Origin of the sequence: Actinoplanes sp. CA-142083, from assembly GCF_050942195.1 — a bacterium.
In the GTDB taxonomy this organism is placed as follows: Bacteria; Actinomycetota; Actinomycetes; order Mycobacteriales; family Micromonosporaceae; genus Actinoplanes.
Genome location: NZ_CP192076.1, coordinates 1,858,842 through 1,874,843, shown reverse-complemented (window position 1 = coordinate 1,874,843; position 16,002 = coordinate 1,858,842). Strand labels below are relative to the sequence as shown.

General features: G+C 71.2%; 12 protein-coding genes. 8 read left to right on the top strand and 4 right to left on the bottom strand.

The features are described from left to right. The first annotated feature begins 29 nt into the window (after nt 1–29). Nucleotides 30–422 carry a VOC family protein gene (locus ACQPZX_RS09030; RefSeq protein ID WP_433377060.1) on the top strand — a complete coding sequence of 131 codons (393 nt, stop codon included), beginning with the start codon at nt 30–32 and terminating at the stop codon, nt 420–422. A 214-nt stretch (nt 423–636) separates the two neighbouring features. Here the strand turns inward: ACQPZX_RS09030 and ACQPZX_RS09025 are convergent, their stop codons facing one another. Further along, nucleotides 637–1,332, bottom strand: a complete 696-nt coding sequence (locus ACQPZX_RS09025) for a helix-turn-helix transcriptional regulator (RefSeq protein ID WP_433377057.1) — start codon at nt 1,330–1,332, stop codon at nt 637–639. A gap of 58 nt (nt 1,333–1,390) precedes the next feature. Here ACQPZX_RS09025 and ACQPZX_RS09020 point away from each other — a divergent pair, with 58 nt between their 5' ends. From ACQPZX_RS09020 to ACQPZX_RS09000, 5 genes are all read left to right on the top strand, one after another. Then, nucleotides 1,391–2,545: a low temperature requirement protein A gene (locus ACQPZX_RS09020; RefSeq protein ID WP_433377054.1), complete on the top strand. Its 1,155-nt coding sequence runs from the start codon at nt 1,391–1,393 to the stop codon at nt 2,543–2,545. 89 nt (nt 2,546–2,634) lie between these two features. Continuing rightward, on the top strand, nt 2,635–3,702 hold the full coding sequence (locus tag ACQPZX_RS09015; protein ID WP_433377051.1) for a hypothetical protein: 1,068 nt from the start codon (nt 2,635–2,637) through the stop codon (nt 3,700–3,702). 72 nt (nt 3,703–3,774) lie between these two features. Further along, complete coding sequence (locus ACQPZX_RS09010; protein WP_433377048.1) at nt 3,775–4,683, top strand: hypothetical protein; 909 nt, start codon at nt 3,775–3,777, stop codon at nt 4,681–4,683. Between the two features lie 127 nt (nt 4,684–4,810). Next, nucleotides 4,811–7,042 carry a fibronectin type III domain-containing protein gene (locus ACQPZX_RS09005; protein ID WP_433377045.1) on the top strand — a complete coding sequence of 744 codons (2,232 nt, stop codon included), beginning with the start codon at nt 4,811–4,813 and terminating at the stop codon, nt 7,040–7,042. A gap of 87 nt (nt 7,043–7,129) precedes the next feature. Then, a complete protein-coding gene (locus tag ACQPZX_RS09000; RefSeq protein ID WP_433377042.1) occupies nt 7,130–9,520 on the top strand; it encodes a fibronectin type III domain-containing protein in 2,391 nt (796 codons plus the stop codon). A 122-nt stretch (nt 9,521–9,642) separates the two neighbouring features. Here the strand turns inward: ACQPZX_RS09000 and panB are convergent, their stop codons facing one another. After that, on the bottom strand, nt 9,643–10,473 hold the full coding sequence (panB, locus tag ACQPZX_RS08995; RefSeq protein ID WP_433377039.1) for a 3-methyl-2-oxobutanoate hydroxymethyltransferase: 831 nt from the start codon (nt 10,471–10,473) through the stop codon (nt 9,643–9,645). 98 nt (nt 10,474–10,571) lie between these two features. Next, nucleotides 10,572–12,353, bottom strand: a complete 1,782-nt coding sequence (locus tag ACQPZX_RS08990) for an NAD+ synthase (RefSeq protein WP_433377036.1) — start codon at nt 12,351–12,353, stop codon at nt 10,572–10,574. Between the two features lie 127 nt (nt 12,354–12,480). Here ACQPZX_RS08990 and ACQPZX_RS08985 point away from each other — a divergent pair, with 127 nt between their 5' ends. Continuing rightward, complete coding sequence (locus ACQPZX_RS08985) at nt 12,481–13,833, top strand: glutamine synthetase family protein (protein WP_433377034.1); 1,353 nt, start codon at nt 12,481–12,483, stop codon at nt 13,831–13,833. A 28-nt stretch (nt 13,834–13,861) separates the two neighbouring features. Next, nucleotides 13,862–14,287, top strand: coding sequence for a DUF350 domain-containing protein (locus ACQPZX_RS08980; RefSeq protein ID WP_433377031.1), 426 nt, complete (start codon nt 13,862–13,864; stop codon nt 14,285–14,287). A 243-nt stretch (nt 14,288–14,530) separates the two neighbouring features. Here the strand turns inward: ACQPZX_RS08980 and ACQPZX_RS08975 are convergent, their stop codons facing one another. Then, nucleotides 14,531–15,946, bottom strand: a complete 1,416-nt coding sequence (locus ACQPZX_RS08975) for an RNB domain-containing ribonuclease (RefSeq protein ID WP_433377028.1) — start codon at nt 15,944–15,946, stop codon at nt 14,531–14,533. Nucleotides 15,947–16,002: the final 56 nt, after the last annotated feature.

Here is a 16,002-nt window from a genome sequence, read left to right as displayed (position 1 = left end):
TACTCACCTACTGATGCGAGGAGCACAACATGTCCGCACTCAACGGAGTCGGCTGGTTCGAGATCGCGACCGACCAGCCGGCGGTGGCCGAGCGCTTCTACGGCGACGTCTTCGGCTGGACCTTCGGCGACGACACGGGCGCGGCCGCCGGCGCCGACGGCTCGGCCTACCGCATGGTCACCCCGCCGGGCGCCGAGCGGCCCACCGGCGGCATCTTCCCGACCGGCGGCAAGATGCCGAACTACGCCATCTTCTACGTGCTGGTCACCGACCCGGCCGAAGCGTGCCGGGCGGCCGAGGCCGCGGGCGGCAAGGTGCTGGTGGCGCCCCAGACGACGCCGGACGGCCTGAGCTTCGCCCACCTGCTAGACCCGTCCGGCAACCACTTCGGCGTCTTCACCCCACCCGCCGGCGGCGAATAGCCGGCGCGGGTCAGGGCCCTGGCGCGAGTCAGGGCCCGGCGCGGGCGGCCCAGCGCGGGCGGGCGGCCCGGCCCGGCGCGGGCGGCCCAGCGCGCGGACGGGCGGGGGCGGGCAGGGCGCTGGCGGGCGCGGTCAAGCTGGTGCGACCAGGCGGGCGCGGTTAGCGGGTGCGATCGGGCGGGCGGGTGCGGTTAGCGAGTGCGGGCGGGCGGGGTCAGGTCAGGGTGAGACTGTGCACTACGTGGTCGGGGACGTCCAGGTCGTCGGGCTGCAGCGTGCGCGGGGGCGGCACCTCGGCGGTGACCGTGACCGAGGCGATGCGGTCGGTGCGGAAGGCTCGCACCGACCGGCGCAGGCGGCAGTAGGCCACCAGGTACCAGCTGGTCGGGGTGCCCAGGAACGCGAGCGGCTCGATCTCGCGGAGCGTGGCCGCGCCGCCGCGGTCCTCGTATCTGATACGCAGGACGCGCCGCACCTCCAGGGCGTCGGCGATCACCCGCGGGACCGTGGTGGCGGGGGCGGCGCCGACCAGGCGGATGCGGTCGGCCAGGGCGCGGGCGGCGGCCGCGTCGGCGGGTGGCATGGCGACCACCAGCTTGCGCAGCGCCGTCGACGCCGGGCCGTGGAACGGGGTGCCCTCGAGGCGGTGCAGCGCTAGGGCCATGGCGACCGCCTCGGCGGCGGTGAAGTTGACCGGGGGCAGGGTGTGTGACTTGTCGAGGCAGTAGCCGCCGGTGCGGCCGGGCTCGGCGTAGACCGGGGTGCCCGACTGCTGCAGGGCGGAGATGTCGCGCTCGACGGTGCGCACGCTGACCTCGAAGCGGCCGGCGAGCCAGCGGGCGCTGCGCGGCCGGGGCGCCACCGCGCGGAGCTCCTCGACGAGGGCGTACAGGCGATCGGTCCGGTTCACGGGAGAGACGCTAGTCACGGGGTACGACAGTTTTCCGCGAAGCCTTTAGGCTGCGGCAATGGCCGAGCCCTCACCCGCCGTACGGGTGTCGACGTTGGAACTCTTCTTCGATCTCGTCTTCGTCTTCACGATCACCCAGCTTGCGGAGACCCTGGCCGAGGACCTGACGCTGCGGACGTTCGGCGACGTCCTGCTGATCCTGTTCGTCGTCTGGTGGATGTACTCGGGGTACGCCTGGCTCACCAACGCCGTGGCGCCGAGCTCGACGACCCGCCGCACGCTGCTGCTGACCGGCATGGCCGGCTTCCTGGTGATGGCGCTCGCGATCCCCGAGGCCTTCGGCGAGTACGGCTGGCTGTTCGGCGTCAGCTACCTGGTGGTCAACGTGGTGCACGGGCTGCTGTTCCGCACCGCGGGCCCGGCCGCCCGCCAGGCGCAGCGCCTGCTCGGCCCGCTGAACATCGCGTCGGCCCTGCTGGTGCTGGCCGGCGGCCTGGTGCCCGAGCCGTGGCGGCACCTGCTGTGGGTGGCCGCCCCGCTCCTGCAGGTCGCGACCGGCTACATCCACAACATCGAGATGCACACGATCTCGGCCGGCCACTTCGCCGAGCGGCACGGCCTGGTCGTCATCATCGCGATCGGCGAGTCGATCATCGCGATCGGCGCCGGCTTCCACGGCCTGCACCTGGGCTCGGGCGAGATCCTGGTCGCGGTGCTGGGCCTATGGGTCGCCTACTACCTGTGGTGGTTCTACTTCGCCGGCGACGACGCCCGCGCCGAGCACGTGCTGGCCCGCACCGACAACCCGCGCCGCCGCGCCCGCCTGGCCCTGAACGCGTGGGGCTACGCCCACTACGTCATCCTGCTCGGCATCATCGTCGCGGCGGTCGGCATCAAGAAGACGGTCGGCCACGCCTTCGAGGCCCTGCACTGGGACGCCGCCCTGGTCCTGAGCGGCGGCCTGGCGCTGTACCTGGTGGGTCACGCCGCCTTCCTCGCCCTGCTGCGCCTGCGCGGCGTGCTCCACCGGCTGGCCGCCGCCGCGGTCATCCTGGCCACCATCCCGCTGGGCCACATGCTCGCGATCGCCCAATTGGTGGCCATCGCCCTGATCATGACCGCCGCCGCCATCATCGAGGACATCCCCGAGGTCCGCCGCTCCGGTTCGACCGCCATCGGCGACTTCGGCCGCAGCGCCGGTCAGCCCGATTGACCCTGGATCCGGCACGGCCGCCGGCAAATGACTGACCAAAACGCGAAAAGCACCCATAGGCCCCCGAATATCCCCATACGGTGCTGATCATGGTCAGATCGCATCGGCGGCGGCTCGGTGCCGCGCTTCTCGCAACGGTTCTGTGCGGCATGCTCACCGTGGTCGATGCCCGGACGGCTACCGCCGTGATTCCGTCCGCCGACCTCTCCGACCTGGCCATCTACATCATGTCGGCGCCCAGCGACGTCATGCGCATCGGCCCGGACGGGACTGTGTCGTTCCCCGGCCGCAACGTCGGGAACCTCGCGCAGGGCATGGCGGCCGCCCCCGACGGAACCCTCTACGCGATCACCCCGCTCGACAACAAGGTGTGGGAGATCGCCCCCGGCGAGGCGCCGGCGGTCGTGCCGTTCAGCACGACGGTCACCGCACCGCAGGACGTCGCGGTGGACGACGCCGGCACGCTGTACGCGGCCAGCACCGGGACCAACCGGATCGTCAAGCGGGCGCCGGACGGCACCGAGACCTCGATCCCCTTCTCGGCGGGCATCCTGGCCGCCATGGCCGTCGACCACGACGGCAGCCACATCTACCTGTTCGATCTCGCGAACAGTGGAGAGATCGTGCGGATGGATGCCGACGGCGGCAACCGGACGGTCATCGCGGGCTGGAACGACATCCAGAGGATCGTGGCGTTCACCGTCGACGACCAGAAGCGGATCTACGTGGGCAACTCCGACGGTGACCTCTACCGGATCACCCCGGGTTCCGGCTCGAACACGATCGACCACCTGGCCACGAACGTCGGCAACATCACCCGCCTCGCCGTGTCGGACAACGGTGAGGTCTTCGTGGTCCGGTACAACTCCACCGACATGGTCCGGGTGCATCCCGATGGCACCATCGAGCCGATCGTCAGCCAGCTCCCCGCCCCCGCCGGCCTGTTGGTGCGCACGGTCCCGGCTCCGCCGACCACGGTGACCGCCACCGCGGGGTCCGGCTCGGCCGACGTCGAGTGGAACGCCGGCCAGACCAACGGAGGTCGCCCGATCGCGCGATACACCGCCGTCTCCGACCCGGGCGGGCTGACGTGCACCCCCGCCGTCCCGACCGACACGCACTGCACGGTCACCGGGCTCACCGCCGGCGTGCCGTAGACCTTCAAGGTCGTCGCCTCGACCACGACTAGCAGCGAGGGCGAGTCGCTCCTCAGCCCGGCTTCCGGCCCGGTGACCCCGAGCTCGCCTTCCCCGTCGCCCTCGCCGTCGCCGTCCACGACCTCGCCGTCGACCACGCCACCCACGACCACGCCGCCGACGACCGCGCCGCCGACCACCACAGCACCGACGACCACGCCGCCCACGACGCCGCCGACAACGCCGACCACCGCGCCCACCACGACTCCGCCGACGAGCGCCACGCCCACACCGACCAGTTCCACGCCCGCGCCGACTCGGCCCAACGCACCGACCACGGTGACCGCCACCGCCGGCGCGTCGTCGTTGCTGGTCTCCTGGCAACCCGCGGCCGACAACGGCGTAGCGATCACCGGCTACCGCGCGGTCGCCATACCCGGCCCCGCCAGCTGCACCACCACCGGCGCGACAAGCTGCGTCCTGGGCGGCACGGTCGGCGTCTCCTACCGAGTCGTGGTCGTCGCCACCTCAGCGGGCGGCACCTCGCCCACGTCGGCCTACTCCAACACCGCCGTCCCCACGGCCCCCGCGGTGGCGACCACGCCGCCGGCCACCAACGTGCCGCTCGACACCGACCAGGGACAGATCACCACCACCACACCGGGCCAGAGCCTGACCCTGGTCGGCACCGGATACGCGCCCTACTCGACCGTCACCCTCACGCTCTACTCGGACCCGATCGTGCTGGCGAAGGTGGTGACCGACAAAAATGGGGCGTTCTCGAAGTCCGTCACCGTGCCGGCCGACCTGGCGAGCGGGAAGCATTCGTTCGCGGCCACGGGCGTCGACCCGAGCGGCAAGCCGCGGGCGATGCGGATGGATCTGACCGTCCACCCCAGGCCGGCCAAGCTGCCGGTCACCGGCGCGCCCGTCATCTGGCTGATCGTCGTCGGCGTCGGCCTCACCGCGATCGGCGCCGGCCTGCGCGCCGTCCGCCCCTGACGCGGCTCCGGCGATTGGCACCACCAAAAGCTGAAAAGTCCTATATTTCGGTGGAGCACCCCATACCGTGCTGATCATGGTCAGATCGCGATTCGGTGCCGCGCTCCTCGCAACAGCTTTGTGCGGCATGCTCACTGTGGTCGATGCGCGGCCCGCCGCGGCCGTGACTCCGTCCGGCGACCTCTCCGACCTAGCTATGTACCTCGTGTCCTCCGACGATGTCATGCGCATCGGCCCGGACGGGAACGTGTCGTTCCCCGGCACAAACTTCGGGAACCCCGGGCCGGGCATCGTGGCCGCCCCGGACGGAACCCTCTACATGCTCGCCCAGGCCGACGACCGGGTGTGGGAGATCGCTCCGGGCGGGTCGCCGGCGGTCCTGTCGTTCACCACGACCGTCAACTCACTGGTGGACATCGCCGTGGACGACGCCGGCGCGCTGTACGCGACCAGCTCCGGCACCAATGAGATCGTCAAGCGTCCGACGAGCGGACCCGAGACCGCGGTCCCCTACTCGGTGCCGATCGTGTCCGCCATGGCCGTCGACCACGACGGCAGCCACATCTACCTGATCGACGCCCTGGACGGGGACGTCGTGCGGATGGATGCCGACGGCAACAACTCGACCGTGATCGCCGACGGGAACGACATCCCCAACATCCAGGCGATCGCCGTCGACGACCAGCAACGGGTCTACGTCGGTACGGCGGGCGGGGACATCCACCGGGTCACCCAGGGGTCTGGCCTGCCCACGGTCGACCTCCTGGCCACGGGCGCCGGCAACGTCGCCCGCCTGGCCGTGTCGGACAACGGCAAGATCTTCGCGATCCGGTTCGGCACCAACGACGTGGTGCAGGTGCACGCCGGCGGCGTTATCGAGTCGATGGTCGGCCAGATCCCCTCCCCCACCGGCCTGGCGGTGCGCACGGTGCCGGCGCCGCCGACCACGGTGACCGCCACCGCGGGGATCGGCTCGGCCGACGTCGACTGGGACGCCGGCCAGACCAACGGTGGCCTTCCGATCCTGCGGTACACCGCCGTCGCCGACCCCGGCGGCCTGACGTGCACGCCACTCGTCCCGACCGACACAGACTGCACGGTCAGCGGGCTCACCGACGGCCTGGCGTACACCTTCAAGGTCGTCGCCTCGAACACGGTGGGCGGCAACGGCGAGTCGATCCTCAGCTCGCCTTCCAACTCGGTGATCCCGGGCCTGCCGGCCGCGCCCACGTCGTTCCAGGCCACCCCGGCCGACGGCGCGGCCGATGTCTCCTTCATTCCGGGAGCTCCGGGCGGCGACCCCAACCAGCACTTCGAGACATCCATCGACAACGAGGTGAGCTGGCAAACGCTTGTCACCGCGCCGGGCCTCGGCGGGACGCTGACCGGCACGGTTGCGAACCTGCCCAACGGCCTGCAGTCGACGATCCTGCTGCGGGCGCGCACCTCGGTCGGCAACAGCCCGAACGCCTCCGCCACGGTCACCGCCGTCTCCCCGTCGCCGTCGCCGTCTCCCTCGCCGTCGACCACGGCACCGACGACCCCACCGCCCACGACCACGCCGCCGACCACCGCACCGCCGACCACCGCACCGCCGACCACCGCGCCGCCGGCGACCACGCCCACCACCGCGCCCACCACGACGCCGCCGACGAGCGCCACGCCCCGGCCGGCCCGGCCCAACGCGCCGACCGCGGTGACCGCGACCGCCGGCACCTCGTCGGTGCTGGTCACCTGGCAGCCACCGGCCGACAACGGCGTAGCGATCACCGGCTACCGCGCAGTCGCCGTACCCGGCCCCGCCAGCTGCACCACCACCGGCGCGACAAGCTGCGTCCTGGGCGGCACCGCCGGCGTCTCCTACCGAGTGTTCGTCGTCGCCACCTCGGCCGGCGGCGTCTCGCCGAGTTCGGACTACTCCAACACCGCCGTGCCCACGGCCCCGGCAGTGGCGACCACCCCGCCGGCCACGAACGTGCCGCTCGACACCGACCGGGGCCAGATCACCACGACGAAGCCGGGGCAGGACATCACGCTGGTCGGCTCCGGATACGCGGCCTACTCGACGGTGACCCTCACGATCTACTCCACACCTACCGTCCTGGCCCAGACCAGGACCGACAAGCACGGCGCCTTCCGCCAGGCCGTCACCGTGCCCGGCGACCTCGCGAGCGGCGAGCATTCCTTCACCGCGAGCGGCGTCGACCGCCGCGGCAAGCCGCGGACGATGCGGATGGACGTGACCGTACGCCCGGCGACCGGCGAACTGCCCGTCACCGGCACCTCCGTCATGTGGCTCATCGTCACCGGCCTCGGCCTGACGATGACCGGCGCCGCCATGCGGGCCGTCCGGCGCTGACCGGCGCTCGGGAAACGCCGATGGCCGAGCCTCGTGCGTTCCGGGAAACCGCCGAATTGCGGCCAAAAACTCCATAACGTGCTTCTTATGGTCAGATCAATACCGCGGCGATGCGGCGCCGCCCTGCTCGCGACCGCCGTGACCGGCCTGCTGGCCGTGGTCGATCCCCGGCCCGCCGCGGCCGTCGTCACCGCCGGGGACGTCTCCGACCGAGCGATCTACATCTTCGAGGCCGACCGGCAGGAGGTCATCCGGGTCGGGCCGGACGGTACCTCGGCGATCATCGGCACGGGCCTGCTGAACAGCGGCGGCCAGGGCTTCGATGTCGGCCCCGACGGCGCCGTCTACTCGACGGCCACGAACTTCAACCGGGTGGAGACGCTCGCGCCGAACGGCACGACGGTGCCGGTCCCGTTCGTCACCGCCCTCACCTCACCGCAGTCCGTCGGCGTGGACGACTCGGGCGCCGTCTATGTGACCCGCCTCGGGAACGGGACCGTGGTGAAGCGGGCCGCCGATGGCACCGAAAGCACCTTCAGCCTGCCGGTGGCCCTCGCGTTCGACGCGGCCGTGGGCGGTGACGGCAGCGTCTACATGATCAACCGGTTCAACGGCAGCCTCGTGATGAGGACCCCAAGCGGCGTCGTCAGCACGGTCGCGACGGGCGCCCAGATCCCGAACGCCAGCGCCGTGGCGGTGGACGACGGGGGCGTGATCTATCTGGGCGCCTACACCGGACAGATCTACCGGGTCACGCTGGGAGCCGGTCCCACCACGTTCGAGGTGCTCGCCACGGGGCTCGGCTACATCAACGACATCAGCGTGACCGGGGACGGCCACGTGTACGCGTCCCGGGACGCCGACGACGTGGTCGAGCTGAACGGCGACGGCAGCGTCACGCAGGTGCTCACCGGCTTCGACCGGCCCGTCGGCCTGGTGGTGCGCACGGTACCGAGCCCGCCCAGCTCGGTGACCGCGACGCCGGGCAGCGCCTCGGCCGACGTCAGCTGGGACACGGGTCAGACGAACGGCGGCCGCCCGATCGTGCGGTACACGGCCGTTTCCGATCCGGGCGGACTGACGTGCACACCCCTGGTCCCCACCGACACGCAATGCACGGTCACGGGCCTGACCGACGGGGTGCAGTACACGTTCAAGGTCACGGCGTCGAACACGATGACGACGGCCGGGGAGTCGCTGCTCAGCGGCGCCTCCAACGCGGTGACGCCGGGCCTGCCGGAGGCGCCCACCTCGTTCCAGGCCACCCCGGGTGACACCACGGCCGACGTCTCGTTCGTCCCCGGCAGCCCTGGCGGCGATCCGAACCAGACATGGGAGACCTCGATCGACAACGAGGTGAGCTGGCAGCCGCTGGTCACCCAGCCGGGCGCCGGGGGGACGCTGACCGGGACGGTCTCGAGCCTGCCGAACGGCGTGACGTCGACGATCCTGCTGCGCGGCCGCACGTCGATCGGCCCCGGGCCGGCCGCCACCACGACGGTCATCGCGACGTCGCCCTCGCCGTCACCGTCGCCGTCGTCCACATCCCCATCGCCGTCGCCGTCGTCCACGTCCCCATCGCCGTCGCCGTCCACGACCTCGCCGTCGACCACGCCACCGACCACCACACCGCCCACGACCACACCGCCGACGACCCAGCCGCCCACGACAGCCCCGCCCACGACCCCGGCGCCGACAACACCGCCGACCACCGCGCCCACCACGACTCCGCCGACCAGCGCCACGCCCACACCGACCAGTTCCACGCCCGCGCCGACCCGGCCCAACGCACCCACCGGAGTGACCGCCACCGCCGGCACATCCTCGGTCCTGGTCTCCTGGCAGCCACCGGCCGACAACGGCGTAACGATCACCGGCTACCGCGCGGTCGCGGTACCCGGCCCCGCCAGCTGCACCACCAACGGCGCGACAAGCTGCATCCTCGGCGGCACCGCCGGCGTCAGCTACCGAGTCATGGTTGTCGCCACCTCAGCGAGCGGCAACTCACCCGCGTCGGCCTACTCCAACACCGCCATCCCCACCGCACCCACGGTCGCCACCACCCCGCCGGCCACGAACGTGCCGCTCGACACCGACCAGGGACAAATCACCACCACCACACCCGGCCAAAGCCTGACCCTGGTCGGCAGCGGCTACGCGCCCTACTCAACAGTCACCCTCACGCTCTACTCCGAGCCGATCGTGCTGGCGACAGTGGTGACCGACAAGAACGGGGCGTTCTCGCAAGCCGTAACCGTGCCGGCCGACCTCGCGAGCGGAAAGCACTCGTTCACGGCCACAGGCGTCAACCCGCGCGGCAAACCGCGGGCGATGCGGATGGATGTGACCGTCCAGCACGAGCCGAGCAACCTGCCGGTCACCGGCAGCGCGGTCATGTGGCTGCTGGTCACCGGGCTGAGCATGACCACGGCCGGCGCCGGCCTCCGACTGGTCAAGCCGATCAGACAGAGTCGCTGAGCGAACGAAGAAGTGAGATCTCGCGGCAGCCCAGCCCGGCGGCGGCCGCACGGAGGCCGGGACGGCACCGCCCGGGCCCGCGAACAGGGGGACCGGGCGGTCATCCGTATCAAATAATGGTTTTAGAAGGTGTGCTCCGCCGCCGGGAATTCGCCGCCGCGGACCTCGGCCGCGAACTGACGAGTAGCCTCCGAGAGCGCGCCGGCGAGGTCGGCATACTGCTTCACGAAGCGCGGGGTGCGGCCGGTCCGCAAACCCGACATGTCCTGCCAGACCAGGACCTGCGCGTCGGTGTCGGGGCCCGCGCCGATGCCGACCGTGGGAATCGGAAGCTCCTTCGTGATGGTCTTGGCCACCTCGCCCGGAACCATCTCGAGGACCACGGCGAAGGCGCCGGCGTCGGCCACGGCCCGGGCGTCCGCGAGGACCTGAGCGCCCTCCTCCTCGCGGCCCTGGACGCGGTAGCCGCCGATGGTGTGCTCGCTCTGCGGCGTGAAGCCGACGTGGCCCATCACGGGAATGCCGGCGCCGGTCAGGGCCTCGATCTGGGCCGCGACACGGCGGCCGCCCTCGAGCTTGACGGCGTGCGCGCCGCCCTCCTTCATGAACCGGACGGCGGTGCGCAGGGCCTGCGTGGGGCCCTCCTCGTAGCTGCCGAACGGCAGGTCGGCCACGATCAGCGCGGTCTTGGTGGCCCGGACGACCGCGCGGACCAGCGGGAGCAGCTCGTCGACGGTGACCGGCAGGGTGGTCTCGTAGCCGAACACGTTGTTGGCCGCGGAGTCGCCGACCAGCAGGACCGGCACGCCGTTCTGGTCGAAGATCGACGCGGTGTACTGGTCGTAGGAGGTCAGCATCGGCCAGCGGTCGCCGCGGGACTTGGCCGCGAGCAGATCGCGGGTGCGTACCCGCCGGGTGGCCGGGCCACCGTACAGGGTGGGAATGTCCGACATTTCCTTCTCCTTCCCTCGAGGCCGCGACGCGTGCGGTCCCCGGGTCCAGAAATCGTCGCACCGGAGAAGGGCCGACGGTCAGGGGTCAGTGGACGTTCTCACAAACCTTCTCGAAACCTGTTCGTAATGGGCAGGCGCCGGTCGCGGCCGAACGCCTTGCCCGAGATCTTGGGGCCGGGCGCGGATTGACGACGCTTGTACTCGGCCAGGTCGACCATGCGCAGCACCCGGTCGACCAGCGCGGCGTCGTTGCCGGCCGCGATCAGCTCGTCGCGGCCCATGTCCTCGTCGACGTAGCCCTTGATGATCGGGTCGAGCACCGCGTAGTCGGGCAGCGAGTCGGAGTCCTTCTGATCGGGACGCAGCTCGGCGCTGGGCGGCTTGGTGATCGAGTTCGACGGGATGGGGGCGTCGTCCTGCGTGTTCCGCCAGCGGGCCAGCCGGTAGACCATCGTCTTGGGCACGTCCTTGAGCGGGTTGAAGCCGCCCACCGAGTCGCCGTAGAGCGTCGAATATCCCACCGCTAGCTCGCTCTTGTTGCCGGTGGTGAGGACGAGGTGGCCCTCCTGGTTCGACAAGGCCATGAGGATGACGCCACGCACCCGGGCCTGCAGGTTTTCCACGGCCAGGCCGGAGAGGGCCAGGTTGGCCAGGAACGCGTCGACCATCGGCTGGATCGGCTCGACGCGGTAGTCGATGCCGGTGCGCTCGGCCAGGTCGGCGGCGTCGTCCCGCGACCCTTCCGAGGAGTACGAGCTCGGCATCGAGACGGCGAAGACGCGCTCCGGGCCCAGCGCGTCCACCGCGATCGCCGCCACCACCGCCGAGTCGATTCCACCAGAAAGACCGAAAACTACTGATCGGAACCCATTTTTCGTGACGTAGTCTCGCAGGCCGAGGACCAGGGCGGACCAGATCTCGGCCTCGTCGGCGATGCGGTCGGCAATGCCGCCGTCGTGCTTGTCCCGGCCGCCCGGGCGGGGTTCGACGGGCAAAGCGACCCGGACAATCTCCATCTCATCGTCGATCCACTGCTCGACGATCGGCAGCGGCTCGGCGTCCGTCTTCTCCGCCCGGTTCGGCTTGGCGTCGGCGGCCGGCAGCGACAGATCGTGGATCAGCAGCTCCGAGGTGAACTGCCCGGCCCGGGCCAGCAGCTCCCCGCCCGCCGTCACGATCATCGAGTCGCCGTCGAAGACGAGCTCGTCCTGGGCGCCCACCGCGTTCACGTACGCGACCGTCGCGCCCGCCTCGGCCGCCCGCCGCATCACCAGCGGCAGACGCACGTCGTCCTTGTTCAGCTCGTACGGCGAGGCGTTGATGTTGAGCACCAGCCCGGCGCCGGCCCGGCGCGCCGCCGTGAACGGTCCCCCGGCCTGCCAGATGTCCTCGCAGACGGTGAGCGCGACATCCACCCCGCCGAACCGCACCACGGTCAGCGACCGCCCCGGCTCGAAGTACCGGTCCTCGTCGAAGACCCCGTAGTTGGGCAGGTGGTGTTTGAAGTACTTTGCGGCGATTTTTCCGCCTAAAAGGAGCGCAGATGCATCCCGCCGCCCCGCTCCCGGGGCCGCCGAGGAACTGGTCGCCGCCGGCCCGTCAGCATCCACATAGCCCACCACGACGGCAAGATCGCCCAACCCGTCCGCGGCGAGCAAAGAAGCCAAGTCGGACAAAGCCGACAAAGAGGTCGATACGAACGAGTCCCGGAACACCAGATCCTCGATCGGATACCCGGTCAGCATCATCTCCGGAAAGGCGACCAACTGCGCCCCGGCATCGGCGGCGGCGCGGGACCACTCCCGCACCGAGGCAGCGTTGCCGGCGATGTCGCCGACCGTAGAGTTCACCTGGGCCAGCGCGATCCGCAGAGTGGGCATGCCCCTTATTCTTCCCCACGGGACGGGCGGCCACCCGGGACGCCCGAGAGGGCCGGGCCAGCGTAATCTCGGCGTAACGGGGACGGGAAACACTGGCTCGTCCGGCGTGTGAGGATCAGGAGTGAACGTGGACCGACAGCAGGAGTTCGTGCTTCGCACTCTCGAGGAGCGCGACATCCGTTTTGTCCGGCTCTGGTTCACCGACGTGCTGGGCACCCTCAAGAGCGTCTCCGTCGCCCCGGCCGAGCTCGAGTCCGCCTTCGAGGAGGGCATGGGCATCGACGGCTCGGCGATCGAGGGCTTCGCCCGGGTCTACGAGTCCGACATGGTCGCCATGCCCGACCCCACGACTTTCCAGGTCTTCCCGTTCGAGGGCGGGGCCAGCGGCGAGAGCGCCCGCATGTTCTGCGACATCCTGCTCCCCGACGGCAGCGCCGCCTGGGCCGACCCGCGCCACGTGCTGCGCCGCGCCCTGGCCAAGGCGGCGGAAAAGGGCTTCACCTTCTACACCCACCCCGAGGTCGAGTTCTTCCTGGTGCAAGACGGGCCCCTCGACGGCTCGGTCCCGATCCCGGTCGACACCGGCGGCTACTTCGACCACACCACCCACTCGGTGGCCCGCGACTTCCGCCGCCAGGCCGTGCTCGCCCTCGAGCGGATCGGCATCTCGGTCGAGTTCAGCCACCACGAGGTCGCCCCCGGCCAGCAGGAGATCGACCTCAGGTACGCCGACGCGCTCACCACGGCCGACAACATCATGACGTTCCGGCACGTGGTCAAGGAGGTCGCGCTCTCCCAGAGCGTCCGGGCCACCTTCATGCCGAAGCCGTACACGGACCAGCCCGGCAGCGGCATGCACACCCACCTGTCGCTGTTCGAGGGCGAGCGCAACGCGTTCTACGACGGCGACGACCCGATGAAGCTGTCCAAGACGGCCCGCGCCTTCATCGCCGGCCTGCTGGTGCACGCCCGGGAGTACACCGCGGTCACCAACCAGTGGGTCAACTCGTACAAGCGGCTTTTCCCGCTGCAGCTGCCCAACGCGATCACCGAGTCCCCCGCGTTCGTCAGCTGGGGTCACCTCAACCGCAGTGCCCTGGTCCGCGTCCCCGCCTTCGGCAAGCCCAACTCGGCCCGCGTCGAGGTCCGCTCGATCGACTCGGCGACGAACCCCTACCTGGCTTTCGCCGTCATGCTCGGCGCCGGTCTCAAGGGCATCGAGGAGGGCTACGAGCTGCCCCCGGGCGCCGAGGACGACGTCTGGTCGCTCTCCCCCGCCGAGCGCAAGGCGATGGGTTACGACGCGCTTCCGGAAAACCTCTCCGAGGCCATCGACGTGATGAGCAAGTCCGAGCTCGTCGCCGAGGTGCTCGGCGAGCACGTCTTCGACTTCTTCCTGCGCAACAAGCGGGCCGAGTGGGAGCAATACCGCCGGGAAGTCACGCCCTACGAGCGCGAACGTTATCTTGGGGCGCTGTAATCTCTCCTGACCTTGGAAAGGAGAGACCGTGCTGCAAGATTTGCTCGAGGGCGCCGGCCGCAGCATCGTATTCGGGCTCGTCGGTATAGGCCTGATGGCCCTGGGATACGTTCTTATCGATATTCTGACGCCCGGGAAGCTGCGCGACCTGATCTGGGCCGACCGCAACCCGAACGCGTCGCTGCTGCTCGCCGCCAACCAGCTGGGCATCGCCCTGATCGTCTTCACGGCCATCTTCACGAGCTACGACTCGTTCGGCCGGGGCCTCGCCTCCACGGTCATCTTCGGCCTCGTCGGCATCGTCATCATGGGCCTGGCGTTCCTGGTCCTCGACTGGATGACGCCCGGCAAGCTCGGCGAGGTCATCTGCACACCCGACCGCCACGGCGGCGCGATGGTCTCGGCCGCGACCCATTTCGGCGCCGCGCTCATCATTTGCGCCTGCATCTCCTAAAAACCTTTCCGCGTACGGGCAGCGCCCGGCCCCATTCCAGGGCCGGCCGCTGCCTGCCCCGCCCCCGCCGCTCAGCGCCGGCCGCTGCCGTCCCGGCCTCCGTGCCGCGCCCACCGGGCGGTGCTGCCGCGAGATCTCGCCGAGCCCCCGCGCCGGCCCGCCCACCCGCGATCCGCGCACACGCCCTGAGCCGCCTGCCCGCGCGACAGCCCTCGCCTGCCGGCGCGCCGGCCCCCGACCCGGCTACCGGTATTCGAACTCCACCTTCCGCGCGGCCGGGTCCGCCACCGTCAGCGTGGCCCGGATCCTCTCGCCCAGCGGCAGATCCCCCACGCACCGCGCCCGCACCGCCGGATCGTCCAGCGCGACCGTCCCGCCCTGCGGCCTCTTCCCGCGCGCCTCGTCACGGTCGACGACCCCCGCGTCGAAGCTCTCGCCCACCCGCCCGTGCAGCAGCACCGCCTCGGCCAGGTCGATGGCGCCCCGGTTCGCCGCGCCCGCCAGCCGGTCGGTGTCCCCCATCGCCTTGGGCAGCCGCGGCAACGCCTCCCGCGCCCACGACGGCACCTCCACCCCGGCCGCCAGCGCCAGGCACACCTCGGTCGCATACCGGTCGGCCAGCCGCCGCAGCGGCGCCGTGACGTGCGCATAGGGCGCACCCACCCCGCCATGCACGGTCTCGGCCGGCACCGTCCCGTCGAACGGCGTGTAAGCCGCACCCCGCAGCAGCTCCGCCGCCTGATCGAGGAAGGCCGCCCCGCGCGGCGTACCCGGATCGACCGCCGCGATCACCGCGCCCACCGACGCTCCCTCGGGCCAGGCCACCCCGAGCGATTCGGCCGCCGCGCGCAGCTTCGCAACGCCCTCGGGCCGGGCCGCCGGCATCGTGCGGAGCAGCCCTATCCCGCCGCTGAGCATCAGCCCCGCCGCGGCCACGCCGGTGAGCAGCGAGATGTGGGCGTTGTGCTCCTCGACCGGCAGCGGCGCCCGCAGCACCAGCCGCCAGCCGTCGCCATCCCGCTCGACCTCCTGCTCGGGCAGCGGCAGGTTGACCGCGCCCCGGTCGGCCGCCCGCGCCGCCAGCAGCCTTCCCAGCTCCGGCAGCAGGGCGATCGGCTCCGGCGCCGTACCCGCGTCGACCTGGCCCTGCACGCTCTCGTAGTCCAGCTTGGCCCGGCTGCGCACCAGCGCCCGCTCCACCGCGACCCCGGTCGTCCCGCCGTCCGCGTCGAGGTCGATCGTCCACACCACCGCGGCGCGGTCACCGTCCGGCAGCAGGCTGGCCGCCCCCTCGCCGAGCACCTCCGGGTGCAGCGGGATCCGCCCGTCCGGCAAGTAGATCGTCTGCCCGCGCGCCCAGGTCTCGGCCTCGAGCGCCCCGCCCGGCCGCACGTACGACGCCACGTCCGCGATCGCATAGCGCACCCGATAGCCGCCCTCGCGCCGGCTCAGATGCATCGCCTGGTCGAGATCGCGCGAGGTGGCCGGATCGATCGTCACGAACGGCACGTCCGTCCGATCGACCCCCGGCCGCGGCGGCGCCGCCGCAGCCGCCCGCGCTTCACCAAGCGCCGCCTCGGGAAACTCCCCTGGCAGCCGCAACTCCCGCCGCAGCACCGAGAAGTCGATCTGCGGCGCCCAAACCCTCTTGATCGGCACGGCTCATTCCTACCAGCAACACAGAAGCCGGTGGCCACCTGAGGTGACCACCGGCT

What these genes read in the sequence shown, in the direction of transcription:
- ACQPZX_RS09020 (WP_433377054.1), top strand. Translation starts at nt 1,391, where the DNA reads ATGGCCGAGCCCTCACCCGCCGTACGGGTGTCGACGTTGGAACTCTTC.
- panB (WP_433377039.1), bottom strand. Translation starts at nt 10,473, where the DNA reads ATGTCGGACATTCCCACCCTGTACGGTGGCCCGGCCACCCGGCGGGTA.
- ACQPZX_RS09005 (WP_433377045.1), top strand. Translation starts at nt 4,811, where the DNA reads ATGCTCACTGTGGTCGATGCGCGGCCCGCCGCGGCCGTGACTCCGTCC.
- ACQPZX_RS09030 (WP_433377060.1), top strand. Translation starts at nt 30, where the DNA reads ATGTCCGCACTCAACGGAGTCGGCTGGTTCGAGATCGCGACCGACCAG.
- ACQPZX_RS08990 (WP_433377036.1), bottom strand. Translation starts at nt 12,353, where the DNA reads ATGCCCACTCTGCGGATCGCGCTGGCCCAGGTGAACTCTACGGTCGGC.
- ACQPZX_RS09015 (WP_433377051.1), top strand. Translation starts at nt 2,635, where the DNA reads ATGGTCAGATCGCATCGGCGGCGGCTCGGTGCCGCGCTTCTCGCAACG.
- ACQPZX_RS09000 (WP_433377042.1), top strand. Translation starts at nt 7,130, where the DNA reads ATGGTCAGATCAATACCGCGGCGATGCGGCGCCGCCCTGCTCGCGACC.